Raw genomic sequence first — 26,338 nt, forward strand, 5'->3', positions numbered from 1 at the left:
ACGTCACCTGACATGCCCCTCGCCTCGATTCCCAGCCCGTCCCAAGGGGTCTGGCATCTATTCGACGTGGTCCCCATCAGGGCCTACGCACTGTGCATCGTGCTCGGCGTCGTCGTCGCCGTCATCATGGGCGAGCGCCGCTGGCGCGCCCGAGGCGGCGCCCCGGGCACCATCGTGGACCTCGCCGTCTGGGCCGTGCCGTTCGGCCTGGTCGGCGGGCGCCTCTACCACGTCATCACCGACTGGCAGCTCTACTTCGCCGAGGACGCGCCCAACGAGCCGATCGAGGCGCTGTTCATCTGGAACGGCGGGCTGGGCATCTGGGGGGCCATCGCGCTCGGCGCCCTGGGCGTGTGGTTCGGCTGCCGGAGCCGGGGCATCTCCCTGTCCGCGGTGGCCGACACCGTCGCCCCCGGCGTCGCGGTGGCCCAGGCCATCGGCCGCTGGGGCAACTACTTCAACCAGGAGCTGTTCGGCAGCCCGACCGACCTGCCGTGGGGCCTGGAGATCGACCCCACCAAGCCCGGCACCATCCCGGGCGAGGACACCTACCACCCCACGTTCCTGTACGAGTCGATCTGGGACCTGGCCCTGGCCTTCGTGCTGATCTGGGCGGGACGGAAGTTCGCGCTGCGCCACGGCCGCGTGTTCGCCCTCTACGTCGCGGGCTACACCGTCGGCCGGTTCTGGATCGAGGGCCTGCGCATCGACACCGCCCACCACATCCTCGGCCTGCGGCTCAACCAGTGGACGTCGATCGTCCTGCTGATCGGGGCGCTCGCCTTCTTCTGGTGGACCCGCAACAAGACCACCGAGGAGTCGGTGGGCGCCACGGCGGAGACCGGCGAGGCCCTCGCGGGAACCGAAGAAGCCGCCGAGCCCGCAACCGCCGCGGAGGTCCGTCCGGCCGGCGAGCAGGACGACGATCCGGTGGATCCCGCGCATCCCGCCGACCAGGCCGACGCCGAGAGCGGGGACTCGGCGACCGCCGGCGAGGGGACCACGGGCGGCGGGGCGGAGACCGCGGCGGAGCCGTCCGGCACGACGGCCGCGCCCGAGCCCGAGGAGGCCGCCGCCGACGGTGCGGAGCCCGCCGACCCCGCGCACCCGGCCGACCAGGCCGACGAGCCCGAGCGGGACAGCGCGGCGAGCGAGGACGGCACGTCCCCGCGGACGGTGAGCGCGGCCGCCGAGGGGGAGAAAGGGAAGTCGTGAGCGACGGCGGCCCGGAGGAGCGCGTCGAGATCCATCACCAGCACCGTGACGTCAACGGCGGATGGCTGCGTCCCTCGGTGTTCGGCGCGATGGACGGGCTCGTCTCGAACTTCGCCCTGATCGCAGGCGTCGCCGGAGGCAGCGACGACACCGGCGTGATCGCCCTGGCCGGGGTGGCCGGGCTCGCGGCGGGCGCGTTCTCCATGGCCGGAGGCGAGTACGTCTCGGTGGCCAGCCAGCGGGAGCTCGCCCTCGCCGAGATCGACGTCGAGCGGAGCGAGCTCCAGCGCCACCCCGAGGCCGAGCAGGAGGAACTCGCGAGGATGTACGTGGAGCAGGGCGTCGAGCCCGCCCTCGCCGCCGAGGTCGCGCGGCAGATCTCCCGCAACCCGAGGAAGGCCCTGGAGGTGCACTCCCGGGCCGAGCTCGGTGTCACCCCCGGCGATCTGCCCTCGCCGCGGACCGCGGCGGTCTCCTCGTTCCTGTCCTTCGCCGCGGGCGCCTTCCTGCCGCTCCTGCCGTACCTGCTGGGGGTCACCGGCCTGGTGACCTCGGCGGTGGTCTCGTGCCTGGCGCTGTTCGGCGCCGGCGCGCTGGTCTCCCGGGTCACCGCGCGCAGCTGGTGGTACAGCGGGCTGCGCCAGCTCGTCGTGGGCGCGGTCGCCGCGGCCCTGACCTTCGCCCTGGGCAACCTCCTGGGAGGGACCGCACTGTGACCGCCACCCCCGCCCGCAGACGCCGCCGCTCCCCGGCCAGGTCCCCCGAGCGTCCCGCCCCCGGAGGGCCCCAGGAACGCCGGCCCTCCGTCCCCGGTGGGTGGCAGGACCAGCAGGCCCCCGCAGGACCGGGGGAGTGGCAGGAGCATCCCGAGCCCGCCTCCGGCGGACGGCAGGAGCGTCCCGGTTCCGCCCCCGGCGGCTCCCGGGCACGGTCCGCCCCCGAGGGGGCTCCACGGGAGCGGCCGGCCTCCGGCAGGTCGCGGGATCGCCGCCCGGCCGCCAGGTCCCCGAAGCGCCGGGGCTCCGCCCGCTCGCAGGAGTGGAGCATCTCCTGGCTGGAGGAACGCGGCCTGACCCAGGGGCAGCAGAAGCTGGTCGTGGCAGGGGGCTCGGTGATCGCGGCGGTGGCCGCCTTGGTCGTGTTCATGCTCGTGGTCTCCGCGATCGGCAACGACTTCGTGCCGGAGCGGGCCGGGACCTCGGCGACCGGCACCGAGCCCCGGCCCGACACCTACAAGGGGTGGGCCTCCTCGAAGGTGTTCGCGCCGATCGCGCAGCGCACGGCCGACCCCGATCCGCTGACCCTGAAGGACGTCTTCGCGGAGAAGACCCTGAAGGAGGGGCGGGTCACGCTGAAGCTGGCGGGGACCAAGCTGGACGCCGACTGCGCGGCGGCGGTGTGGGGCCAGGCCCTGGCCGACCGGCTCGCCCAGGGCGGGTGCACCCAGGTCCTGCGGGGCCTCTACACCAGCGCCGACGGTCGCTACGTCGCCCAGTACACCCTGTTCAACCTGCGCGACACCGCCTCCGCCGACGCGCTCGTGACCTCTCTGACCACCCTGCACAGGGGCGGCTGGCCGCTGGCGCTGGACTCCGGTCAGGCGGTCTTCCCCGCCGGCGGGCACACCGAGGCCAGCGGCCACGCCATGGGGCATTACGCCGGGCTGGTCTGGATCGGCCGGGCCGACGGCGCCGACCCTGACGCCAAGGACGACTTCGTCTCCCTGGCGCTGACCGTCAGAGGGCCGGAGAAGGCTGTGTTCCGCCGGGTCGTCGCGGTCGCGCCCAAGACCCCGGCCCCGTAGCGGCCGCCCGCCGCCGTCCCGGCCGGTGGGATCGCCGCCGGTTGCCGCGCCCGCCCCGGTAGGCTCGGTGCCCATGCGCAAGTGGATCGCAGTCGTCGCCGTGCTCGTGGCCGCCGGGGCGGCGGCATTGTGGTGGCAGTCGGCCGGCGGGCGCGAGGACCCGCGCGCGGCCACCTTCCGGAGTCAGCCGAGCAGCGGCCACTACGCGCCGATCGCCACCCGCGCGCTCGACCCCGAGCCGCTGACCGTCGCCGAGATCTTCCCCGGGGACTCGGTCACCTCCGGCGAGACCACCATGGTGAGCAAGGGCACCGAGGTCCTGACCGACTGCGCCGAGGCCGTATGGGGCGGCGCGCAGTCCGCCGTCGCCGGGTGCAGCCAGGCGATGCGCGCCCACTACCTGACCTCGGACGGACGGGTCTGGGGACAGTTCCTCATCGTCAACCTGGCCGACTCCGCCGCCGCCGACAGGTTCGTCGCGGCGCTGAAGGACGGCGGGTTCGTACGGCCCGCGCCCGGCACGCCCGAGGGCTTCGACGCCTCCCGGAGCTGGGCGCAGGCCCGAGCGCTGGGTCACTACGCCACCGTGAGCTGGGTCGCCCCCGTGGGCGCCGGCGGACGGGTGGACCTGACCCATCCGCAGCTGGCGGTCGACAGCCTCAGCCTGGCGATCCAGAAGCGGCTGGTCTAGCCAGGGAGCGCGCCACCGCGGCGGGCAGCTCCGCCAGGCGGTGGGCGGGCAGCTCCAGGACGGTGACGTCCTCCGCCCAGGGGGCGATCTCCGCGATGACCGCCCTGGCCTGCTTCTTGGTCAGCTCGCCGCGGACCCCGATGAGCGCCTCCCGCCAGATGTTGGCGAGCTTGCCGTGGGCGTTGTCGAGGACGCGGCGGAGCACCCGGTCCCCGTCCGCCCCGGGAAGCGCCCGCCGTACGGCGTGGACCGTCGTCTGGCTGACGGACAGGTCGTAGACGGGGGACAGGAGCCCGGCGGGCAGGTCCCGGGGCGGTGCTGCGAGGGTGACCCGGACCTGCCGGGCGCGGGTGGCCAGGAGCAGGCGGGGGAGCGCGGCCTCCAGCCCGGCCGGCACGGCGATCGCGACCTGCGCGGGGTCGGCGGCGTACGGTTTGGCGAGCCAGGTCGACAGCCGGGCCCGCGGCACCTTCGGCAGCACCTCCCGCGGCCACTCGCCCACCAGCACCGCCGGACTGAACCCGTCCCCCTCCTCCTCGCCGGGCGCGGCGTGCGGGGCGGCGGGACGGGACTCGACGGACTGGGGGCCGTGGGTGTAGATGGCGGTGCCGAGCGCGTCGACGCGGGCGGCGACGGCGGGCCAGGTCTTGGTGGTGGGGCGCAGGAGGTAGAGGTCGGCCGCCGAACCGATGGCCTCGGCACCGAGGTAGCGGTTGAAGTCGGGGTAGATCGCCTCGCTGACCAGGTTGAGGCGGCCCAGCTCGTGCTGGACCTTCAGCGCCAGCGCCGGGGTGTGCTCGCCGGCGCCGTACGCCAGCAGGATCCGCCCCCGCTCGCGGTCCCCGATCCCCTCCGCCGCGCGGGCGGTGAACAACCCGACGCCCTCCGGTGTGTACGGCGGGTCGGTGATCGCCAGGTCGGCCCAGCCCCGAACCGACGCGGGCAGGCCCAGCCGCAGGTCGGCCCAGCGGGTCCGGACGTTCAGCCCGAACCGGGCGGCCTGCTCGGCGATGTAGGCGAGGATGCGCTCGTCGACGTCCACCACGGCGACCTCGGCGTGCGGCTGCAGCATCGCCGTGGCCAGCGAGGTCAGGTCGTGGTCGCCCACGCACAGCAGCCGGGCCCCGGGCAGCCAGAACCGCGTCTCCATCAGCAGTGCGCGCCGGAGCACGGTCTCGGCCGTCGCGGCCACGTGGTCCAGTGCCTGGCGGCCCCGGGGCGCCTTGGCGACCAGCTCCTCCATCCGGGACAGCAGCTCGGCGTGCTCGCCGAGCAGGTGCGCCACCGGGTCGGCCGGGGCCCCGGCCGCCGGACCGGGCAGGCCGGGCAGCGGCTCGCGGAGCCGGAACCGGTCACCGGAGCGCTCCAGCTCGGCCACCCGCAGCAGGGCCTCGATCGCCCGCCGCGAGGTCGCCGTCTCACGGACCAGCTCGGCCAGCGTCCACCACCGTCCGCCGCCCAGCAGGGCCAGTGCCGTCCGCAGCCGCCTGCCGTCCACCCCGGCCTGCCCGAGCAGCTCCTCGATCCCGTTCATGAGCCCAACCCTAGGGGAACGGCCGCGCGGTGACCGGCCACCGCGGTCGCGCCTGGGATCCGCCGGCCGGGGCGGGCGGGCCGCGGCGGCGTGGCGGGCCGCCGAGGGGCGGGCGGGACCGAGATTCTCCGGAGCATGACCTGCCTCACGTGACCAGCTGGAATACCCTTCCCGAAGGCCCCGTTAGGCGAATGGGATGAACCAGCATCAAATAGCTGCGATAGGGGCCGGGTAGGCAGGTTTCCGGCGGGGTACGGTAATGTCTACACACCACGCAGCAGGGCCAACGTCGTCCCTTTGCTTGTCCAGATGAAGCAGAAGACGACGGGAGGGATTCAATGCCTGCTGCCCGCCTCGGCTTTCCCGAGCCCCAGGGCCTCTACCACCCTTCGCACGAGCATGACGCCTGCGGTGTCGCCATGGTCGCCGACGTGGCCGGACGACGCGGCCACGACATCGTTGCGAAGGCTCTGACGGCACTGTGCAATCTCGACCACCGGGGGGCCCAGGGTAGCGAACCGGACACCGGCGACGGCGCCGGCATCCTGACGCAGATCCCCGATGCCTTCCTCCGCGCGGTGGTGGACTTCCCGCTGCCCGCCGCGGGCGCCTACGCCGCCGGCACGGCCTTCCTGGCCTCCGACTCCGAGGCCCGCGAGATCGCGGTGCGGATGATCGAGGAGATCGCCGCGGAAGAGGGCCTGACCGTCCTCGGCTGGCGCGACGTCCCGGTCGACCGCGCGCTGCCCGGGCCGAGCGCCCGCGCCGTGATGCCCTTCTTCCGCCAGCTCTTCGTCGCCTCCCCGGGCGGCGAGACGGGCCTGGCCCTCGACCGGCTGGCCTTCTGCCTGCGCAAGCGGGCCGAGCACGAGGTGGACGTCTACTTCCCCTCGCTGTCCAGCCGGACCATCGTCTACAAGGGCATGCTCACCCCCGGCCAGGTCGAGCCGTTCTTCCCCGACCTGAGCGACGAGCGCTACGAGACCGCGATCGCGCTGGTCCACTCGCGCTTCTCCACCAACACCTTCCCGTCGTGGCCACTGGCGCACCCGTACCGGTACGTCGCCCACAACGGCGAGATCAACACGGTCAAGGGCAACCGCAACTGGATGCGCGCCCGCGAGGCCATGCTGGCCACCGCGAACATCCCCGGCGACCTGTCGCGGCTGTTCCCGATCTGCGACCCCGACAGCTCCGACACCGGCTCCTTCGACGAGGCGCTGGAGCTGCTCCACCTCGCCGGGCGCTCGCTGCCGCACGCGGTGCTGATGATGATCCCCGAGGCGTGGGAGAACCACACCGAGATGGACCCCGCGCGGCGGGCGTTCTACGAGTTCCACGCCTCCCTGATGGAGGCCTGGGACGGCCCGGCCTCCATCAGCTTCTCCGACGGCACCCTCGTCGGCGCGGTCCTCGACCGCAACGGCCTGCGCCCCGGCCGCTTCTGGGTCACCGACGACGGCCTCGTCGTCCTGGGCTCCGAGGCCGGCGTGCTCGACATCGCCCCCGAGCGCGTGGTCCGCAAGGGCCGCCTGCAGCCCGGCAGGATGTTCCTGATCGACACCGCCCGCGGCAAGATCATCGAGGACGACGAGATCAAGTCCGAGCTCGCCGCCGAACTGCCCTACGCCGAGTGGCTGCACGCCGGGCTGGTCCGCTTCGAGGAACTGCCCGCCCGCACCCGCGGCGTCCTGCCCGACGGCGTCGAGGGCGCCACCCGCGAGGCCCTGGTCAAGCGGCAGCAGACCTTCGGCTACACCGAGGAGGAGCTGCGGATCATCCTCGCGCCGATGGCCAAGACCGGCGCCGAGCCGATCGGCTCGATGGGCACCGACACCCCCGTCGCCGTGCTCAGCGAGAAGCCCCGGCTGCTGTTCGACTACTTCAGCCAGCTGTTCGCGCAGGTCACCAACCCGCCGCTGGACGCCATCCGCGAGGAGCTCGTCACCTCCCTGGCCAGCACCCTCGGCCCCGAGGGCAACCTGCTCGACCCGGGCCCGGCCTCCTGCCGCCAGCTGGTCCTGCCGTACCCGGTGATCGACAACGACGAGCTCGCCAAGATCATCCACATCAACGACGAGGGCGCGCTCCCCGGCTTCCAGCCGCACGTCGTCTCCGGCCTGTACGAGGTCGGCGGCGGCGGCGAGGCCCTGCTGCGCCGCCTGGAGGAGATCCGCGCCGAGGTCTCGGAGGCCATCGCGAACGGAGCGCGCATCATCGTGCTCTCCGACCGCGGCTCCTCCGACGTGCTCGCCCCGATCCCGTCGCTGATGCTCACCGGCGCGGTCCACCACCACCTCATCGCCGAGAAGACCCGCACCCGTGTCGGCCTGGTGATCGAGGCCGGCGACGCCCGCGAGTGCCACCACATGGCCCTGCTCATCGGCTACGGCGCCGGCGCGGTCAACCCCTACCTCGCCATCGAGACCGTCGAGGACATGGTCGACTCCGGGGTCCTGGCCGTCGACCGGTACAAGGCCGTGCGCAACCTCATCAAGGCGTACGGCAAGGGCGTGCTGAAGGTCATGTCCAAGATGGGCGTGTCCACCGTCGCCTCCTACACCGGCGCGCAGATCTTCGAGGCGCTCGGGCTCGGCCAGGAGGTCGTCGACACCTGCTTCGCCGGGACCACCTCCCGCCTGGGCGGCGTCGGCTTCGACGTCCTGGCGCGCGAGACCGCCGAGCGGCACCGCCGCGCCTACCCGCGCGCCGCCAACGCCCACCGCCGACTGGAGGTCGGCGGCGAGTACCAGTGGCGCCGCGAGGGCGAGCCGCACCTGTTCAACCCCGAGACCGTCTTCAAGCTGCAGCACGCCACCCGCACCCGCCGCTACGAGATCTTCAAGGAGTACACGAGCCTCGTGGACTCCCAGGCGGAGAAGCTGATGACGCTGCGCGGCCTGTTCACGTTCCGCGACGGCGTCCGCGAGCCCATCTCCATCGACGAGGTCGAGCCGGTCAGCGAGATCGTCAAGCGGTTCTCCACCGGCGCCATGTCCTACGGCTCCATCTCCATGGAGGCGCACGAGACCCTCGCGATCGCCATGAACCGGCTGGGCGGCAAGTCCAACACCGGCGAGGGCGGCGAGGACCCCGAGCGGCTCTACGACCCGGCGCGACGCTCGGCCATCAAGCAGGTGGCCTCCGGCCGCTTCGGCGTCACCAGCGAGTACCTCGTCAACGCCGACGACCTGCAGATCAAGATGGCCCAGGGCGCCAAGCCCGGCGAGGGCGGGCAACTGCCCGGCCACAAGGTCTACCCGTGGATCGCCAAGACCCGGCACTCCACCCCCGGCGTCGGCCTCATCTCACCCCCGCCGCACCACGACATCTACTCCATCGAGGACCTCGCCCAGCTCATCCACGACCTGAAGAACGCCAACCCCGTCTCCCGCGTGCACGTCAAGCTCGTGGCCGAGGTCGGCGTCGGCACGGTCGCGGCGGGCGTCAGCAAGGCCCACGCCGACGTCGTGCTCATCTCCGGTCACGACGGCGGCACCGGCGCCTCCCCGCTGACCTCGCTCAAGCACGCCGGCGCCCCCTGGGAGCTCGGCCTGGCCGAAACCCAGCAGACGCTGCTGCTCAACGGCCTGCGCGACCGGATCACCGTCCAGGTCGACGGCCAGCTCAAGACCGGCCGCGACGTGGTCATCGCCGCGCTGCTCGGCGCCGAGGAGTACGGCTTCGCCACCGCTCCGCTGATCGTCTCCGGCTGCGTCATGATGCGCGTCTGCCACCTCGACACCTGCCCGGTCGGCGTCGCCACGCAGAACCCCGAGCTGCGCAAGCGCTTCAGCGGCAAGCCCGAGTTCGTGGTCAACTTCTTCGAGTTCATCGCCGAGGAGATCCGCGAGTACCTCGCCCAGCTGGGCTTCCGCTCCCTGGACGAGGCCATCGGCCACGCCGAGCTGCTCGACACCACCTCGGCCGAGAACCACTGGAAGGCCGCCGGCCTCGACCTCTCGCCCATCCTGCACCGGCCCGAGCTGCCCGCCGGCGCGGCGCTGCGCCGTACCGTCGCCCAGGACCACGGCCTGGCCGCGGCCCTGGACAACACCCTGATCCAGCTCGCCGAGGGCGCCCTCAACGAGGGCCGCCGGGTCACCCTGGAACTGCCCATCCGCAACGTCAACCGCACGGTCGGCACCATGCTCGGCCACGAGGTGACCAAGCGGTACGGCGGCGCCGGTCTGCCCGACGACACCATCGACGTGCGCTTCACCGGCTCGGCCGGCAACTCCTTCGGCGCCTTCGTGCCCAGGGGCATCACCCTCCGGCTGACCGGCGACGCCAACGACTATCTCGCCAAGGGCCTGTCCGGCGGCCGGATCACCCTCCGCCCGCACGAGCAGGCCTCCCTGGAGGGCCACATCATCGCCGGCAACGTCGGCCTGTACGGCGCGACCTCCGGCGAGGTGTACGTCCGCGGTGTCATGGGCGAGCGGTTCTGCGTCCGCAACTCCGGCGCCACCGCGGTCGTCGAGGGCGTCGGCGACCACGGCTGCGAGTACATGACCGGTGGCAGGGTCGTCGTCCTCGGCCCGACCGGCCGCAACTTCGCGGCCGGCATGTCCGGCGGCGTCGCCTACCTGCTCGACCTCGACCCGGCACGGGTCAACCGCGAGATGGTGGAGATCGAGGCGCTGAGCGAGGACGACTCCGAAGAGCTCCGGAAGATCATCGAGACGCACCTGGCGGAGACCGGTTCCACGGTCGCCAAGGAACTGCTCGCCGACTGGGACCCGTCCCGGTTCGGGAAGATCATGCCGACCGACTACAAGCGGGTCTTGAAGGCCGCCGAGACGGCGCGGCTCGAAGGCAGGGACATCGACGAGGCGGTCATGACCGCCGCGGTCCAGGGATAGGGGAGGTAACACCGATGGCTGACCCGAAGGGTTTCCTGAACCACGGCCGCGAGCTGCCGGCGCGCCGCCCGGTGGACGTGCGCATCCGCGACTGGCGTGAGGTCTACCAGGACTTCCCCGCCGAGAAGCTGACGAAGCAGGCGTCCCGCTGCATGGACTGCGGCATCCCGTTCTGCCACAACGGCTGCCCGCTCGGAAACCTCATCCCCGAGTGGAACGACCTGGTCTACCGGGACGACTGGCACGAGGCGATCGAGCGGCTGCACGCCACCAACAACTTCCCGGAGTTCACCGGCCGCCTGTGCCCGGCTCCGTGCGAGGCGGCGTGCGTCCTCGGCATCAACTCCGACCCCGTCGCCATCAAGAGGGTCGAGGTCGAGATCATCGACCGCGCCTTCGACGAGGGCTGGGTCACCCCGCAGGTCCCGGCCTCCAGGACCGGCAAGCGCGTCGCGGTCGTCGGCTCGGGCCCCGCGGGCCTGGCCGCCGCCCAGCAGCTCACCCGGGCCGGGCACGACGTGGTGGTGTTCGAGCGGGCCGACCGGATCGGCGGCCTGCTCCGCTACGGCATCCCCGAGTTCAAGATGGAGAAGCGGCACATCGACCGGCGGCTCGAGCAGATGCGGGCCGAGGGCACCGAGTTCCGCACCGGCGTCAACGTCGGCGTGGACGTCACCGCCGCCCAGCTGCGCGAGGACTTCGACGCGGTCGTCCTCGCCGGCGGCGCGACCCAGTGGCGGGACCTGCCCGTCGCCGGACGCGACCTGAAGGGCGTCTACCAGGCGATGGAGTACCTCCCCCTGGCCAACAAGGTCCAGGAGGGCGACCTCGCCGAGCCCCCGATCTCGGCCGAGGGCAAGCACGTGGTCGTGATCGGCGGCGGTGACACCGGCGCCGACTGCATCGGCACCGCGATCCGCCAGGGCGCCGCCTCGGTGACCCAGCTGGAGATCATGCCGCAGCCCCCGGCGGCCCGCCCCGGCAGCCAGCCGTGGCCCACGTTCCCCATCCTGTTCAAGATGGAGAGCGCCCACGAGGAACTGGCCGACGGCGGCGGCGACCGGGTCTACGCGGTCTCCACCACCGAGTTCGTCGGCGACGCCGACGGCAACGTCCGGGCGCTGCGCCTGGTCGAGGTCGAGGGCCCGCAGACCGGGTTCAAGCCGATCCCCGGCACCGAGCGGGAGATCCCGGCCGAGCTGATCACCCTGTCGATGGGCTTCACCGGCCCGGAGAAGGGCGGACTCCTGACCGACCTCGAGGCTCTGGCCTCCGGGGAGTTCTACGACGCGCGCGGCAACGTCGCCCGGGACAAGGGCTACCAGTCGGCGGTGGAGGGCGTGTTCGTCGCCGGCGACATGGGCCGCGGCCAGTCGCTGATCGTCTGGGCGATCGCGGAGGGCCGCTCGGCCGCCGCGGCCGTCGACCGCCACCTCACCGGGCAGACCGCCCTGCCGGTCGCGATCCCGCCGACCGCCCGCCCGCTGGTCTGACGGATCCGGCGTTCCCTCCCGCCCCGCCGTCCGCGCGGGGCGGGAGGGAACGGGTTCCGCCGCGCGGGCCCCGGCACGGCCTGCCGTACCGGGACAGCTCCTGCCCGCCGTACCGTAAATATCGCCTGAAGAAAGTATTCAGGTTGCTTTGTCCGCTGTATGCCTGAAAGATACTTCTCCTTGGTCCAGCGGCAGGCACGGAGACTCGATGAAACGCGCAGGCGGGCGCCTCACAGGCACGACAGCGGCCATCACCCTGGCGGCCACCCTCGCCACGGCCCTCACCACGCCCTTCACCGGGGCCTCCACCGCAGGCGCCCCCGCCCCGCACCTCCGTGACTACCTCGTCTTCTACGCCGACGGAGCCCACGCACAGGCGCTGAAGGCGATCACCGGCAACGGTGGAACGGTCCTGTCCACCGACCCCCGACTCGGCTACATCACCGCCAAGGCCCCCACCGGCCCCGGAGCCCGGTTCGTCGAGGACCTCGCCGCCGACGCCGCCATCGCCGGCGTCTCCTCCGACCGCAGAATCGGCCACGCCACCGCGCTTCCCGCCGCCCCCGCCCGCACCGGCGCCTTCCCCGACGCCAAAGCCCTCCTCGGACAGGCCGGCCCCGAACCACTCGCCGGACGGCAGTGGGACATGAAGATGATCGGCGCCACCGCCGACGGCTCCCACGCCACCGCAGCGGGCGCCCCCACCGTCCTCGTCGGCGTCATCGACACCGGAGTCGACGGCAAACACCCCGACATCGCACCGAACTTCGACGCCACCCGCAGCCGCAACTTCGTCACCGACAGGCCCGAAGACCCCAACGGAGCCGAACTCGACGGGCCCTGCGAGTTCCCCGGCTGCAAAGACCCGGCCGACTGGGACGACGACGGCCACGGCACCCACGTCGCCAGCACCATCGCATCCCCCGCCAACGGCCTGGGCATCGCAGGAGTCGCCCCCAGAGCCACGATCGTCAACCTCCGCGCCGGCCAGGACTCCGGCCTGTTCTTCCTCAAGCCCAGCCTCGACGCTCTCACCTACGCCGCCGACAACGGCATCGACGTCGTCAACATGAGCTACTACGTCGACCCCTGGCTGTTCAACTGCAAAGCCAACCCCGCCGACTCCAAAGCGGAGCAACTCGAACAGCGCGGCGTCATCACCGGCATGCAACGCGCCCTCGACTACGCCCGCGCCCACGGCGTCACCCTGATCAGCGCCATCGGCAACGGCTCCACCGACCTCGGCAAACCCAGGACCGACACCACCAGCCCCGACTACCCGCTCGAGACCGAACGCCCCCGCACCATCGACAACTCCTGCCTCAACGTCCCCGCCGAGTCCAAGGGCGTCATCTCCGTCTCCGCGACCGGGCCCAGCAAACGCAAGTCCTACTTCTCCGACTACGGCATCGAGCAGACCGACCTGGCCGCCCCCGGCGGCGACGAATACGACGGCCCCGGCGACGCCGACATCACCAGGACCATCCTCGCCGCCGCCCCCGAACACGTCCTCCGCAAGGAAGGCCTGCTGACGAGCACCGGCGACCCGAAGAGCCCCGCAGTCGTCCGCGACTGCCGCAACGGCCGCTGCGCCTACTACCAGTACCTCGCCGGCACCTCCATGGCCGCCCCGCACGCCACCGGCGTCGCCGCCATCCTCATCGGCCGCTTCGGTGAGCCCTCCGCCGACGGCGTCACCATGCCCCCCGCCGAAGTCGAGCGCCTGCTCTACGCCACCGCCACCAGAAAAGCCTGCCCCTCACCCCGCGCGTACGCCTACCGCCTGGGCGAGGACACCGACACCCACACCTGCGAGGGCAAGAAGTCCCGCAACGGCTTCTACGGCCGGGGCATCGTCAACGCCGCCAAGGCCGCCACGATCCCCCGCTGACCCCGGACGCCCCGGCGGGAACCCGGCGGTGAAGCGGCGGATCCGGGCAGGAGGCACGGGAGGGCCCGGTGGGGAGGCGAGGAGAAGCCGGACGAGGAAACGGCGGACCTGAGTATGAATACGGATGCCGCCCCCACCACGGCTGCCTAGCCTGAAACCATGACGTACCGCCTCATCGGGGAAGCCGCGATGGTGCTCCACTTCCTCTTCCTCGTCTTCATGGCCGTCGGCGGCTTCCTCGCCTGGCGCTGGCCCCGCCTCATCGGGGTCCACCTCGCCGTCGCCGCCTGGGGCGTCGCCTCCGCCGTCACCGGCATGGAATGCCCCCTGACCGTCGTCGAGGACTGGGGGCGGCGCAACGCCGGGGAGCAGGGCCTGCCGCCCAGCGGGTTCATCGACCACTACATCGAAGGAGTGATCTACCCGGAGGAACATACGAACCTCGCCCGCCTGGGCGTCGCCGCCCTCGTGCTCGCCTCCTGGAGCGGCTACCTCCACCGGAGGAGAAGGGCCGGTTCGCCACCTGCCGTCAACCAGGAGTAGCGTTACGTCACCGAGTTTTTCACCGATCATATGACCCTCGTCACGCCCAAGTGGTCTGTACCAATTAAGGTGGGACCCGTGACTCGTCGCGCGAAAATCGTCTGCACCCTAGGTCCCGCCACCTCCTCACCCGAGCGCCTCCGCGAACTCATCGCCGCAGGCATGGACGTGGCCCGCTTCAACCTCAGCCACGGCAGCCACGAGCTGCACAAAGAGGTCTACGACAGGGTGAAGGAGGTCGCCGCCGACCTCGGCCGCGCCGTAGGCGTGCTCGCCGACCTGCAGGGCCCCAAGATCCGGGTCGGCAAGTTCGAGGAAGGCCCCGTCCGCCTCGGCTTCGGCGACGTCTTCACCATCACCACCGAAGAGGTCCCCGGCGACCGCGAGCAGGTCTCCACCACCTACCTCGGCCTCCCCAAGGACGTCCGCCCCGGCGACAGCATCCTCGTCGACGACGGCCGCGTCCACCTCGAGGTCACCCGTGTCGACGGCCCCCGCGTCACCACCCGCGTCGTCATCGGCGGCATGATCTCCGACAACAAGGGCCTCAACCTGCCCGGCGTCAACGTCAGCGCCCCCGCCCTCACCGACAAGGACGAATCCGACCTCCGCTGGGCCCTGCGCACCGGCTTCGACCTCATCGCCCTCTCCTTCGTCCGCCGCCCCTCCGACGCCGACGTCGTCCGCAACATCATGGAACAGGAGGGCGTCCGCCTCCCGCTCCTCGCCAAGATCGAGAAGCCGCAGGCCGTCGACCGCCTCCCCGAGATCATCGAAGCCTTCGACGGCATCATGGTCGCCCGCGGCGACCTCGGCGTCGAGCTCCCCCTCGAAGAGGTCCCCATCGTGCAGAAGCGCGCCATCGAGCTCTGCCGCGAGAAGGCCCGCCCCGTCATCGTCGCCACCCAGATGCTCGACTCCATGATGAGCGCCCCCCGGCCCACCCGCGCCGAGGCCTCCGACGTCGCCTACGCCGTCATGGACGGCGCCGACGCCGTCATGCTCTCCGGCGAGACCTCCGTCGGCAGCTACCCGATCGAGTCCGTCGCCACCATGAGCCGCATCGCCACCGCGGCCGAGCAGTCCGTCCTGGAGGCCACCCACAGCCTCGACCGGCTCCCGGAGACCACCGGCGGCGCCATCGCCCGCGCCGCCGCCGAGGTCGGCGCCATCGTCGGAGCCAAGGCCCTGGTCGCCTTCACCATGTCCGGCGAGACCGCCCGCCGCCTGGCCCGCTACCGCTCGCCCATCCCGCTGCTCGCCTTCACCTCCGCCGCCCACGTGCGCGGTCAGCTCGCCCTCACCTGGGGCGTGGAGACCTTCGAGGTCCCCTTCGTCCACCACACCGACGACATGGTCCGCCAGGTCGAGGCCGCCCTCCTCGCGCACGCCCGCCTCGAGAAGGGCGACAAGGTCGTCATCGTCGCCGGCTCCCCGCCCGGCACCGCCGGCTCGACCAACGCCCTGCGCGTCCACACCATCGGCTCCGCCGTCGCCCACCCCGCCTGAGCCTGCCGTACGGCTCCCGCACACTGATCCCGGGGTGCGCCTCCCGATCAGGCGCACCCCGGTTCATGCGAGGGGGAGTCCCTCCTGTCCCCCCAACTCTCAGTACTTCGGCCCCACGAACCCGTCCAACCGCTCGACGGCCTCCCGCCGCGCCACGGAGACGGCGTTGTGCCGCGAGTAGCGCCAATCCACGCCGAGGAGGGTGAGTGCCTCGCCGCACAGTTCGAGGATGTCCCTGGACTCGTTGGTGAACAGATAACGGGGATATTCGTACCAATGATCACTGCCGTTGAAGTGGCGGCGGACGCGGTTCATGCTCCGGCAGCCGTCCGAGTGCATCAGACCTCGGACGAAGAGTCCTGGATGCTCCTCCGAGATCTCTCGCTGCCATGGCTCTAGCGTGATGCGGCGCTCGTGTTTCCGGCCGGGACCGTGCTGGGGGAACAGGCAGAGCCAGTGCTTGGAGTAGCTCTTGACCTCTGTGCAGCCCTGGAGGGAACGGCGGCTCACGGATGATGTCGGCATCACCGTTGCCATCGTGTCCGCAGCGGCTTCTATCAACCCGGGCCAATCATTGCCGCAGAAGAGGGAGAGCTGATAGACGCCTTTCCGGCAGAGGACGATGTGACCGTCGCCCAGGTAGAGCCCGAGCAAGTAGGCGTAGGCTTCATGATCCAGCTCCCGTCCGTGGCAGCGGGGGCATGAATGATGCCTCCTGACGTCCTCGTCGTTGTTCGTACGCCGCGACCCTGTCCGCCACTTCTGTACGGCGCCGAGAGAGACGCCGCAGAGGTCGGCGACTTCGCGATCGACCAGACCGAGGGCGGAGAGGCGGAGGGCACGGTCAACGGTCTCACGGGGGTGCATGGGATCGACCATGCCAGTTGTCACCGACAGTTCTCGCGCAGTCGCAGAAAGCACTCAAGGGGCGGGGTCACCCGACCCTGGTCGGGTGACCCCGCTATGTGTGCCCCGAGTGGGATTCGAACCCACACTGAATGGATTTTGAGGCCATCGACTCTGCCGATTGGTCTATCGGGGCATATTTCTGGACTTGTCCAGATTGTGTGCGCCAACTGTGAGCTTACCCAAAGTGGATCAGTCACAGGGACCGGCGTGGTCCTAATCTAGCGGACGTCGGTACTCTCTTGCTCGTGAGTACGCAGCGGCGAGTGGTGATCGCGGAAGACGAGGCGCTGATCCGCCTCGATCTCAAGGAGATGCTGGAAGAGGACGGGTACGCCGTCGTCGGGGAGGCCGGGGACGGGGAGGCGGCGGTGAAGCTGGCCTCGGAGCTCAGGCCCGATCTGGTGATCCTGGATGTGAAGATGCCCGTGCTGGACGGGATCTCGGCCGCCGAGCAGATCGTGTCGCAGCGGATCGCGCCGTGTCTGATCCTGACGGCGTTCTCGCAGCGGGATCTGGTGGAGCGGGCGAGGGACGCCGGTGCGATGGCGTACCTGGTGAAGCCGTTCACGAAGTCGGATCTGGTTCCGGCGATCGAGATGGCGGTGAGCCGCCATGAGGAGTTCGCGGCGCTGGAGCGGGAGGTGGGGACCCTCTCGGAGCGGTTGGAGACGCGCAAGCTGGTGGAGCGGGCGAAGGGGCTGCTGATGGCGGAGCACGGGTGGAGTGAGCCGCAGGCGTTCCGGTGGATTCAGAAGGCGTCGATGGATCGGCGGCTGAGCATGCGTGAGGTGGCTCAGATCGTGGTCGGGTCGGCTTCCGGGGGCGAGGGGGAGGGCTGAGGGGATCAGCCGGGCACTCCGCAGGCTTTGCGGGCGTAGGCGAGCATGGCGTCCTGGGTCTTCTTCGGCGGGGTGACGATGAGTGATCTCGTCTCGCCTCCGGCTATGGAGACCCAGACGGGGAACAGGTAGGCCTTTTTGGCTTCGGCGAAGGCGTGGGCGTCGCAGCGGCCGGGGGTGATCTCGACGGGGATGGCGAGTTCGGCGGCGTTTCCTTCGAGGGTGGCGATGGGGCGGCGTTTTCCGGGGCGGGGGTCGACGGTGTAGTGGGTGGTGCCGCCGACGTCCTGGATGGTGACGGGGGAGGTTCCGCCGCGCCGGGTGACGTGGAGTGTTCCGCGGAGGGCGAGGAGTTCGCCGCCCTCGTGGTGGGTCCATTCGTCGCCGAAGGCGAAGTCGGCGGTCTGGCGGATGATGTGCGCCTCGCATTCGGCGCGCAGGAGTCTGCTCAGCAGTGGGTCGGGGTGGGGGAGCGGGAAGCGTACGTCGTGCGGGGGCTGGTCGCCGAGGCTGATGCGTGCGATGACGGCTGAGGGCTGCGGTTCGGGCACGGTGGTGGGGTTGCAGCGGGCCCGGCCGTACGGCATGGGCAGGTCGGTGCGGGGGGTGCGGCCGATGGTGTGGTCGAACGCGGCCGGGGGCAGGGGCTCGAAGGAGCCGCTTTCGAGGCGGACGGCGGTGAAGCGGACGGTGTGGGGGCCCTGGTTGCGTACGGTCGCCTGGAGGCGGTGGGCGGGTTCGTCGCCGCGATACTGGGCGATGCCGATCGTGAGGCCTGCGGGTGGGGCGGCGGTGGGGTCCGCCGGCGCGGGTCGGGGGGTGCGGCTGCAGGCGGTGAGGGCGGCGATGCTGGTCACCGTCATGATGGCGGCGAGCGTCCTGCCGAAGATCATGGCCGCAGGGTATGCTGTTGACTCCGCCGTGTGAAGTCCCGTGGTGCTGTCGGCGCTTGTGGGGTCCGTGGGGGGTGTGACGGACGGATCCGCAGGTTGAGGACTTATTACGACTCCGCATCCAAGTGTCCTCAGTTCAGGCGCATGCCTGGTGCTTGCCCTCGGGGTTTTATACGTTTCCGTCATTCAATCGGGACGGGTCGGCGGTGCTGACATATCCCAGCCTGGATGAAGGAGAAACTTCATGATCCGCATTGCCCCTCTAGGGCGCGTGCTGGCCGTCACCGCGGCGGCGAGCCTCGCTCTGACGGCCTGTAGTGGTGGCGAGGAGCCCAAGTCGACCACCTCGGCCGCTCCGGAGTCGTCGGCTCCGGGCGCGGCGGCGGCGAAGGGCGACGGGACCCTGACCATCGGCACCCTGCTGCCGCAGACCGGTTCGCTCGCTTTCCTCGGCCCGCCGGAGTTCGCCGGCGTGGACCTGGCCATCGAAGAGATCAACGCCGCGGGTGGCGTGCTCGGCAAGCCCGTGGCGAAGGTTCACACCGACTCGGGTGACACTACGACCAACATCGCCTCGCAGTCGGTCGACAAGCTGCTCGCGCAGAAGTCGGACGCGATCATCGGTGCGGCGTCGTCGTCGGTGTCGCTCTCGGTGATCGACAAGATCACGGGTGCCGGTGTGGTGCACTTCTCTCCGGCGAACACCTCCGACCAGCTCACCACCTACGCCGACAAGGGCCTGTACTTCCGTACGGCTCCGCCGGACGTGCTCCAGGGCCGTGTCCTGGGTGACCTGGTGGTGGCCGACGGCAACGACACCGTGGGCATTCTGGCGCTGCAGGACGCGTACGGCACCGGTCTGGCCGACAACGTGGAGAAGGCCGTCGTGGCCGGTGGCGGCGAGGTCGTGGAGAAGATCATCTACGACCCGAAGGCCACCGACTTCGCGGCCGACGTCTCCAAGATCGCGGCCAAGAAGCCGAAGGGCATCGTGCTGATCGGCTTCGAGGAGACCGCCAAGGTCATGCAGGAGCTGGTCAAGCAGGGTCTGACCGCCGACAAGCACAAGTGGTACATGGTGGACGGCAACCTGTCGAACACCAACTACGTGAAGTTCCCCAAGGGCACGCTGACCGGCGTGAAGGGCACCCAGCCCGGCGCCGAGGTCAAGGGTGACTTCCGGGAGCGCATGCTGAAGACCGACCCGGCCCTCAAGGACTTCAACTACGGTCCGGAGTCCTACGACGCCACGATCCTGGTCGCGCTCGCGGCTGAGCTGGCCAAGGACGACTCCGGTACGGCGATCGCCTCCAAGCTGATCGAGGTCAGCAAGGGCGGCGAGAAGTGCACCAGCTACAAGGCCTGCCTGGAGCTGCTGAAGGCCGACAAGGACTTCGACTTCGACGGCGCCAGCGGCCCGATCGAGTTCAACGACGCCGGTGACCCGGCCGAGGCGACGATCGGCATCTACCAGTACGGCGACGACAACACCAACAAGCAGCTCGAGTTCCGCTCGGGCAAGATCGACGGCTGATCGGCCGCACGGTCTAGGGGAGGGGGCCCGGTCCGCGAGGACCGGGCCCCCTTTTTTCGTGTGCGCCGGGCGTGGACGCGGTGGCGGGCTTCCCGGCGCGGTGGTCGGTTCGGCGGGCCCGCCGGCCGGGCTGCCCCCGGTTCGGGAAGAGCCTGGGACGGGTTTTCAACGGCTCTGCCTGGCCCGCCCGAGGGTGCGGGGACGGCGCGGGCCGGGGGGCGGATCGCGGGGGCCGGCAGTGGTCCCGGGTGACGGCGAGGGTGTGCCGGGGTCCGCGCTGGGCGGGTCCGGGGTCCGGCGAGGGGATGCCCGGAAGCGGCCGGGCCCGGTGTGCGGGGTGTGAGGCGGGCGGCTCGGTGCCGCTGAAGGTGTCGCCGGGCCGGGATGGGGTCTGTGCGGCGGTGCGGGGGCCTGCGGGCTCCCGTGCCGGTCGGCGGGGCATCCGGAGGGCCGGGGGGCGGGCTCCCGTGCCGGGCGGCGCAGAGACGGGGCAGAAGGGCGCAGGGAGGGGCCCGGGGGGACATGTGGGGAGACATGCGGGGAGGGCGCGGGGAGACGCGGAAAGGGCCCCCGACCGGAACGGTCGGGGGCCCTTCGCGGTGGGACCGGTCAGGCCCGGGCGAGGGTGCCCAGGTACAGCTCGATGACCTTGGGGTCGTTGATGAGCTCGCGACCGCTGGCCATGTAGGCGTTGCGGCCCTGGTCGAGGACGTAGCCCCGGTGGCAGATCTGCAGGCAGCGGCGGGCGTTCTGCTCCACCATGATGATGGTGACGCCGGCCTTGTTGATCTGCTGGGTCTGGATGAACACCAGGTCCTGCAGCTTGGGCGACAGGCCCGCCGAGGGCTCGTCGAGCAGCAGCACCGACGGCTCGGTCATCAGGGCCCGGGCCATCGCCACCATCTGCCGCTCGCCGCCGGAGAGCGATCCGGCCCGCTGCTTACGGCGTTCCCCGAGGGCGGGGAAGATGTCGCAGACGAACTCGAAGCGCTCCTTGAACCTCTTGGGCATCTGGAAGGCGCCCATCTCGAGGTTCTCCTCGATGGTCAGGCTGGGGAAGACGTTGTTGGTCTGCGGGACGTAGCCGACCCCGCGGGAGACCAGGTCGTGCGCCTTCATGTTGGTGATGTCCTCACCCTTGAGGGTGACCGTGCCGCTGCGGATGTTCACCAGCCCGAACATGCTCTTGAGCAGGGTGGACTTGCCGGCGCCGTTGGGGCCGATGATGCCGACCAGCTCGCCCGGGCCGACGTACAGGTCGGCGCCGTTGAGGATGTTCACGCCGGGGAGGTAGCCGGCGAGCAGTTCGTCGCAGCGGAGCACCGCGTTCTCTGCGCCCGCCAGGTGGGCGCTGCGGTCGGTGACGGCGGAGGCCGGCACCGCTCCGTCTTCGGCGGGGACGTCGGGGTGGCTCATTCCGCGGCCTCCTTCGTGCTTGCCGGGGTGCCTTCGGCCTCGGCCTGGAGTTCGGCCTCGGCCTCGTGCAGCTGCTCCTCGAGTTCCTCGGCGGAGAGCGGCGCGTCGTGGTGGGCGCCGAGGTAGGCGTCGATGACCCGGGGGTCGGACATGATGGTGTCCGGGGGGCCCTCGGAGATGACGGCGCCCTGGGCCATGACGATGACCCAGTCGCTGATGTCGCGGACCATGTCCATGTCGTGCTCGACGAACAGCACGGTCATGCCCTGCTCGCGCAGGTCCTTGACGTGGCCGAGCAGCGACTGGGTGAGCGCGGGGTTGACCCCGGCCATGGGCTCGTCGAGCATGACCAGCTCGGGGCCGACCATGAGCGCGCGGGCCATCTCCAGCAGCTTGCGCTGGCCTCCGGAGAGGGAGCCGGCGAAGTCCTCGGACTTGGCGTCGAGCTTGAAGCGTGCGAGGAGCTTCTCGGCGCGCTCGGTGATCTCGTCTTCCTGGCCCCTCCACAGGGAGGGGATGAGCGCGTTGAAGAAGTTCTCGCCGCGCTGGCCCTGCGCGCCGAGCCGCATGTTCTCCATGACGGTCAGCTTGGACAGGGCCTTGGTGAGCTGGAAGGTGCGGACCATGCCGTGGCGGGCCACCTTGTGGGCGGGCACGCCGTTCATCTTCCGGCCGTTGAAGGTCCATTCGCCCGCGTCGGCGGTGTCGAAACCGGTGAGCTGGTTGAAGAAGGTGGTCTTGCCGGCGCCGTTGGGGCCGATCAGCGCGGTGATGGAGCCGCGCTGGATCTCGACGTGGTCGACGTTGACGGCGGTGAGGCCGCCGAAGCGCCGGACCACCTTGTCCACGACCAGGATGGGGTCGGGCTTGGGCACTCCGGGTTCGCTGGGCAGGCCGGCGAACGCGGCGAGGGCCGCCTTGCGGCTGCTGGGGGTCGTCCCCTCGTCAGCGTGCATCGATCGCGATCTCCCTCTTGTCTCCGAAGATGCCCTGCGGCCGGAAGATCAGCAGCAGGACCAGTCCCAGGCCGACGAGCATGAAGCGGACGGGGCCCACCTGGGTGGTGGTCATGAAGGTGATGTACCCGGCGGCGACCAGCTCGCTGAGGGTGTTGCCGATGAAGACCAGCAGCACCCAGAAGATGGCGGCGCCGAGGACCGGGCCGAGCACGCGGGCGGCGCCGCCCAGGATGACGATGGTGTAGGCGTAGAACGTCAGCTCGGTGCCGAAGACGTCCGGCTGGACGGAGGCGTTGCCGAGGGCGTAGACGAAGCCGCCGAGGCAGCCGATGACGCCGCCGAGGACCAGCGACTGCATCTTGTAGGAGAAGACGCTCTTGCCGAGGCTGCGCACGGCGTCCTCGTCCTCGCGGATGGCCTTGAGCACGCGGCCCCAGGGGCTCTTCATCAGCAGGTAGACGAGCAGGCAGGCCAGGACGATGAGGATCCAGCCGACGACGAGGATCCACAGCACGCGCTCGTTGAAGCCGATGGGGCCGATGCCGTACTCCCCCCGGGGGAACGGGTTGAGCGCGTAGAAGCCGTCGGAGAAGCCCTGCCGTCCGTCGGAGCCGCCGAAGACGTCCTTGAAGGCGACTGAGCGGAAGACGAGGCGGACGATCTCGGCGGCGGCGATGGTGACGATCGCCAGGTAGTCCGCGCGCAGTTGCAGGGTGGGGATGCCCAGCAGGAAGGCGAGGATCACGGTGGCGATCAGGCCGATGACGATGCCGAGCCAGAAGGGCAGCCCGAAGGTGGCCACGGTGACGGCCAGGCCGTAGGCGGCGACGCCGAGGAAGGCCGCCTGACCGAAGTTGAGCAGGCCGGTGTAGCCGAATTGGATGTTGATGCCGATGGCGGCGAGGGCGTAGACGACCGTCTCGAGGCCGATGGCGGCCTCGACGGTGGTTACGAAGATCGTTGTCCAGTCCATGGTGGTTCTCCCCCGTCAGCCGATGCGCTCGCGGCGGCCGAGGATGCCCTGCGGCCGGAAAAGGAGGACGATGATGAGCACGCCGAGCGCGCCGACGCTCTTCAGCTCCGGCGGTATCCACAGCGTGGAGACCTGGACGAACAGGCCGACCACCAGGGAGCCGACGAGCGCGCCGAAGGCGGTGCCCAGACCGCCGAGGACGACGCCGGCGAAGATGAGCAGCAGGATCTCCTGGCCCATCGTGTACTTCAGGCTCTGCGACAGGGCGAGCATGACGCCGGCCAGGGCCGCGAGCGCGCCGCCGGCGGTCCAGATGATGCGGATCACCTGGTCCACGTTGATGCCGGAGGAGGCGGCGAGCGCGGGGTTGTCGGCGACGGCTCGGGCCGCCTTGCCGGTGCGGGTCTTGAGCAGGGCGATGCCGACGAAGATCAGGACGGCCAGCTCGATGGCCATCACGATGAAGTTCTTGGGCGCGGCGATGATCGGCCCGACCTGGATGCCCGGCTGGGCGTTGTACTCGGTGTACTGCTCGGTCTCACCGCCGAACAGGAACAGGAACAGGAAGCGCAGGAACAGCGCCACGCCGATCGAGATGATCATCATGGCGATCAGTCCGCTGCCGCGGTTGCGCAGCCAGCCCCAGAAGAGCCTGTCCTGGAGGTAGCCGAGGATGCCGCCGAGGATGACGGCGATGAAGGCGGCGGGGATGACGCCCAGGCCGAAGCCGACGTTGACCATGTAGGCCAGCAGGGCGCCGAGGGTGACCAGTTCGCCGTGGGCGAAGTTGGTCAGGCCGGTGGTGCCGAAGATGAGGGAGAGGCCCATGGCGGCCAGGGCGATGACCAGCCCGAGGTTGATGCCCTCGAAGATGAGCTGGGGGGCCCTGCCCCACATGGAGGGCTCCGTCGGGGCCGGCGTGGCGCCGGTCTCCTTGCCGCCCTGGCCCGACGGGACGAGGGCGAACAGCACGTTGGAGACGTTGCTCTCGTAGACGGTGGGAGTGCGCTTGTTGTTACCGTCCCTGACCTGAACGCCCGGGGGGAGCGTGCTGGTGTCCAGGGTGACCTGGTACTTGCCGGCTTCGGGGACGGAGATCGTCCACTCGCCCTGAGCGTTGCTCGTGGCTTCTCCGACGGGGTCGCCGTTTTCGGCGGCGACGGCAATTTTCACGCCGTTCACTGGCTGGCCTTGGAATTTGAGTGTGCCCTTCAGGCCCTCGCCCTCTGCCCACGCGGTGGTCGGGCCGGCGGCGAGCAGGAAGATGAGTCCACCCAGGAAGGCCGTGAACGCGATCACGGCTCTGCGCAATGGTGCTCCCTCATTAAGGTCATGGCGGGTTCGTGACCCGGCGTCTTGGCACGGCGGCCGCGAGGAGGTTGCGGCGCCGTGGCCGGAGCTTAATGGGGGTCGCCCGTTTATAGTCCGTTCGTCACCAATCGGTGACCATGGTGTTTCCCTGACGTGAGCATAACTGCCCTGGTCAGAGGCGACAAACCGGGCGACTGGGCGCGTCGGCAGGTGCATCGAATGATGGGATGTCCGGGTTTTAGGCTCATCCGAAGGAAGTTGTGACGGGCCGGACGTCCATTCCGGGGATGCCTGAGCCGTCTCGGCGCGCTCGCCCGCACCCGCCGGGCGCCCGCCCTGCTCCATGTGCCCCTTTTGCCGGAAATTTGGTGAGATGGAGGGATGGGTGATGGTGCACGATCTTTTCAAATCTGTTTCACCTGGCCGTATGCCCATGAGGGTGAGTGCGCGGTCGATGTCATGGCTCATTGATCATTTATCAGACATGTCCCTGACCCCGCCGGATGGACGCGGCGAGCCAGGAGAGACGTTACGGAACGCAGCCGTGTTCTGGACCGTGCTGCGGGCGTGCGGTCCGGCGGCGAGACGTCCTCCGGCCCCGGGCGGCCGCTGCACGCCGAAGCCCCCGACCGGTTCGTCGAGCCGGTCGGGGGCACGGTTGAAGATCAGGCCGAGGGCTTCCGGCTCAGGCCGTACCGCCCCGGCCTCTTCGCCGCTCCGTTCCGCCCGGCGCCAGGTGACCGCTGTGCGGGCATGCCTCCGTGCGGGCGGCTCAGGCGGGCGGGCTGCTGCGCGGGTTCCGGCGGCGTCACGTCTTTGCCGGCGGATCGGAACGGACCCGTGACGGGGACTCCGCATCCCCGCCGGTGATCGCTCGGAAGAGACGACCGCGGCACACGGCCGGAGGGCGCAGGGCCGTGCCGATGACCGTGTCGATGCCGTAGAACCCGGTCATGAGGGAATCCACGCTGTAGCGGGGATTGTCACCACGGATGATGATCTTCCCTTCCGGTACGGGTGACCCCGCGGGCGTCCCCGTGCTGCGTTCGAACTCCGCGGGCACCGGATCGCCGGGCACGGCGATCACCCTCTTGATGAGGAGCGGCGCCGTACCCGGCGGGTCGTGAAACCCGTTCCCCGGGACGGCGCCTCCGGCGGTGCCGGGGCCTCTCAGCAGCACCAGGGCTCCCGGCCGGAGTCCGCGGCCCGGACGACGCCGGATGAGCACTCTCTGGCCCGGCCGGAGCGTCGGCTCCATGCTCCGGCCGTTCACGCTCACCGCGAACACCCGGCCGGTCAGCACCGCCAGGAGCGCGCACACCAGCAGGAGACCGGCCGCCGACAGCACGCCGACGACGATCACACCGAGCATGTCCCGTTCACCGCACGCTTTCCCGGCGCTTTCCCGGCGGCCCGGCGACGAGGGCCGCCAGGTCGTCGAAACGGACGATGAGCGTCCCGGCGGCGAACGCGGCGCTCAGGGCGATGGCCACGCCGGCGATCTCATAGGTTCCGCCGGGCCGGGCGAGTGCCCAGCCGCCTGCCGTGACGGCCAGCAGCAGGCCGTTGCGGAGCAGGTGACGGCGGCTCATGGGCGCCCCGGACGGTCCGAAACAGGCGCACCGCACGGTCACCTCGCGCCGGACGGTGCGCCAGATCACCGCGGTGAAGGTCAGCACCATGCCCGCCGCGAGCGCGTAGCCGGCTTGTGCGGAGGGCGCCGCGACCAGTGACGCCGCGATCAGTGACGCCGCGATCAGTGACGCCGCGGTCAGGGCTTCTGCGGCGGTGACGGCCACGGCTGCCGGAGGCGCCCACCGGGCGGTGATCCCGAGGTCGGTCAGGGACCGGGTGAAGGACCGCCACGAGGCCGTGTTCCTGGCCTTGCCCGCCACCGACACGGTGAAGACGAGGGCCAGAAGCGCCCGGCACGACAGCTCCAGGTAGTGCATGACCATC

Annotated in this window: 20 protein-coding genes and 1 tRNA gene; 11 read left to right on the plus strand and 10 right to left on the minus strand. The window is 70.8% G+C overall.

The annotated features are described in order from the left end of the window. Positions 1–66 precede the first annotated feature (66 nt). From lgt to HS041_RS17605, 4 genes are all read left to right on the plus strand, one after another. Positions 67–1,215, plus strand: coding sequence for a prolipoprotein diacylglyceryl transferase (gene lgt / locus HS041_RS17590; RefSeq protein WP_307845343.1), 1,149 nt, complete (start codon positions 67–69; stop codon positions 1,213–1,215). Next, entirely contained in the window at positions 1,212–1,931 is a 720-nt protein-coding gene (locus HS041_RS17595) for a VIT1/CCC1 transporter family protein (RefSeq protein ID WP_196441748.1), read from the plus strand. Before lgt ends, HS041_RS17595 begins: the two co-directional genes overlap by 4 nt. Then, positions 1,928–3,019, plus strand: a complete 1,092-nt coding sequence (locus HS041_RS17600) for a hypothetical protein (RefSeq protein WP_196441749.1) — start codon at positions 1,928–1,930, stop codon at positions 3,017–3,019. Before HS041_RS17595 ends, HS041_RS17600 begins: the two co-directional genes overlap by 4 nt. A gap of 73 nt (positions 3,020–3,092) precedes the next feature. After that, positions 3,093–3,710: a hypothetical protein gene (locus HS041_RS17605; RefSeq protein WP_196441750.1), complete on the plus strand. Its 618-nt coding sequence runs from the start codon at positions 3,093–3,095 to the stop codon at positions 3,708–3,710. On the opposite strand, the gene HS041_RS17610 is transcribed toward HS041_RS17605, so the two are convergent. Next, positions 3,679–5,244, minus strand: coding sequence for a bis-aminopropyl spermidine synthase family protein (locus HS041_RS17610; RefSeq protein WP_196441751.1), 1,566 nt, complete (start codon positions 5,242–5,244; stop codon positions 3,679–3,681). The genes HS041_RS17605 and HS041_RS17610 overlap by 32 nt on opposite strands. 338 nt (positions 5,245–5,582) lie before the next feature. On the opposite strand from HS041_RS17610, the gene gltB reads away from it, so the two are divergent. From gltB to pyk, 5 genes are all read left to right on the plus strand, one after another. After that, the gene (gene gltB, locus HS041_RS17615) at positions 5,583–10,109 is read left to right on the plus strand and encodes a glutamate synthase large subunit (RefSeq protein WP_196441752.1); all 4,527 of its coding nucleotides are present in this window, start codon (positions 5,583–5,585) and stop codon (positions 10,107–10,109) included. A gap of 14 nt (positions 10,110–10,123) precedes the next feature. Next, positions 10,124–11,602 (plus strand): glutamate synthase subunit beta, encoded by a 1,479-nt coding sequence (locus HS041_RS17620; protein WP_196441753.1) that lies wholly within the window; start codon positions 10,124–10,126, stop codon positions 11,600–11,602. Between the two features lie 208 nt (positions 11,603–11,810). Next, positions 11,811–13,493 carry a S8 family peptidase gene (locus tag HS041_RS17625; protein ID WP_196441754.1) on the plus strand — a complete coding sequence of 561 codons (1,683 nt, stop codon included), beginning with the start codon at positions 11,811–11,813 and terminating at the stop codon, positions 13,491–13,493. Between the two features lie 159 nt (positions 13,494–13,652). Continuing rightward, positions 13,653–14,036, plus strand: a complete 384-nt coding sequence (locus HS041_RS17630) for a DUF2784 domain-containing protein (protein ID WP_196441755.1) — start codon at positions 13,653–13,655, stop codon at positions 14,034–14,036. A gap of 78 nt (positions 14,037–14,114) precedes the next feature. Then, positions 14,115–15,545, plus strand: coding sequence for a pyruvate kinase (pyk, locus tag HS041_RS17635; protein ID WP_196441756.1), 1,431 nt, complete (start codon positions 14,115–14,117; stop codon positions 15,543–15,545). A gap of 99 nt (positions 15,546–15,644) precedes the next feature. Here the strand turns inward: pyk and HS041_RS17640 are convergent, their stop codons facing one another. After that, positions 15,645–16,412, minus strand: a complete 768-nt coding sequence (locus tag HS041_RS17640) for a hypothetical protein (protein ID WP_196441757.1) — start codon at positions 16,410–16,412, stop codon at positions 15,645–15,647. Positions 16,413–16,513: 101 nt separating this feature from the next. Next, positions 16,514–16,587, minus strand: a tRNA-Leu gene (locus HS041_RS17645). Between the two features lie 112 nt (positions 16,588–16,699). On the opposite strand from HS041_RS17645, the gene HS041_RS17650 reads away from it, so the two are divergent. After that, positions 16,700–17,293: an ANTAR domain-containing response regulator gene (locus HS041_RS17650; RefSeq protein ID WP_307845344.1), complete on the plus strand. Its 594-nt coding sequence runs from the start codon at positions 16,700–16,702 to the stop codon at positions 17,291–17,293. A 5-nt stretch (positions 17,294–17,298) separates the two neighbouring features. Here HS041_RS17650 and HS041_RS17655 read toward each other — a convergent pair whose 3' ends face one another. After that, positions 17,299–18,186 (minus strand): hypothetical protein, encoded by an 888-nt coding sequence (locus tag HS041_RS17655; protein WP_196441758.1) that lies wholly within the window; start codon positions 18,184–18,186, stop codon positions 17,299–17,301. 244 nt (positions 18,187–18,430) lie between these two features. Between HS041_RS17655 and HS041_RS17660 the strand changes: the two genes are divergently transcribed. Next, positions 18,431–19,720 (plus strand): ABC transporter substrate-binding protein, encoded by a 1,290-nt coding sequence (locus HS041_RS17660; RefSeq protein WP_196441759.1) that lies wholly within the window; start codon positions 18,431–18,433, stop codon positions 19,718–19,720. A gap of 609 nt (positions 19,721–20,329) precedes the next feature. Here HS041_RS17660 and HS041_RS17665 read toward each other — a convergent pair. From HS041_RS17665 to HS041_RS17690, 6 genes are all read right to left on the minus strand, one after another. Then, the gene (locus HS041_RS17665) at positions 20,330–21,136 is read right to left on the minus strand and encodes an ABC transporter ATP-binding protein (protein WP_196441760.1); all 807 of its coding nucleotides are present in this window, start codon (positions 21,134–21,136) and stop codon (positions 20,330–20,332) included. Continuing rightward, the gene (locus HS041_RS17670) at positions 21,133–22,092 is read right to left on the minus strand and encodes an ABC transporter ATP-binding protein (RefSeq protein ID WP_196441761.1); all 960 of its coding nucleotides are present in this window, start codon (positions 22,090–22,092) and stop codon (positions 21,133–21,135) included. The genes HS041_RS17665 and HS041_RS17670 overlap by 4 nt, the downstream gene beginning before the upstream one ends. Beyond that, on the minus strand, positions 22,082–23,068 hold the full coding sequence (locus HS041_RS17675) for a branched-chain amino acid ABC transporter permease (protein WP_196441762.1): 987 nt from the start codon (positions 23,066–23,068) through the stop codon (positions 22,082–22,084). The genes HS041_RS17670 and HS041_RS17675 overlap by 11 nt, the downstream gene beginning before the upstream one ends. 15 nt (positions 23,069–23,083) lie before the next feature. Further along, positions 23,084–24,379, minus strand: coding sequence for an ABC transporter permease subunit (locus HS041_RS17680; RefSeq protein ID WP_230879105.1), 1,296 nt, complete (start codon positions 24,377–24,379; stop codon positions 23,084–23,086). Between the two features lie 808 nt (positions 24,380–25,187). After that, complete coding sequence (locus tag HS041_RS17685) at positions 25,188–25,751, minus strand: S26 family signal peptidase (RefSeq protein WP_196441763.1); 564 nt, start codon at positions 25,749–25,751, stop codon at positions 25,188–25,190. Positions 25,752–25,758: 7 nt separating this feature from the next. Then, positions 25,759–26,331 carry a MauE/DoxX family redox-associated membrane protein gene (locus HS041_RS17690; protein ID WP_196441764.1) on the minus strand — a complete coding sequence of 191 codons (573 nt, stop codon included), beginning with the start codon at positions 26,329–26,331 and terminating at the stop codon, positions 25,759–25,761. Between the last annotated feature and the right edge of the window lie 7 nt (positions 26,332–26,338).

It is taken from the genome of Planomonospora sp. ID67723 (assembly GCF_015711605.1).
In the GTDB taxonomy this organism is placed as follows: Bacteria; Actinomycetota; Actinomycetes; order Streptosporangiales; family Streptosporangiaceae; genus Planomonospora_A.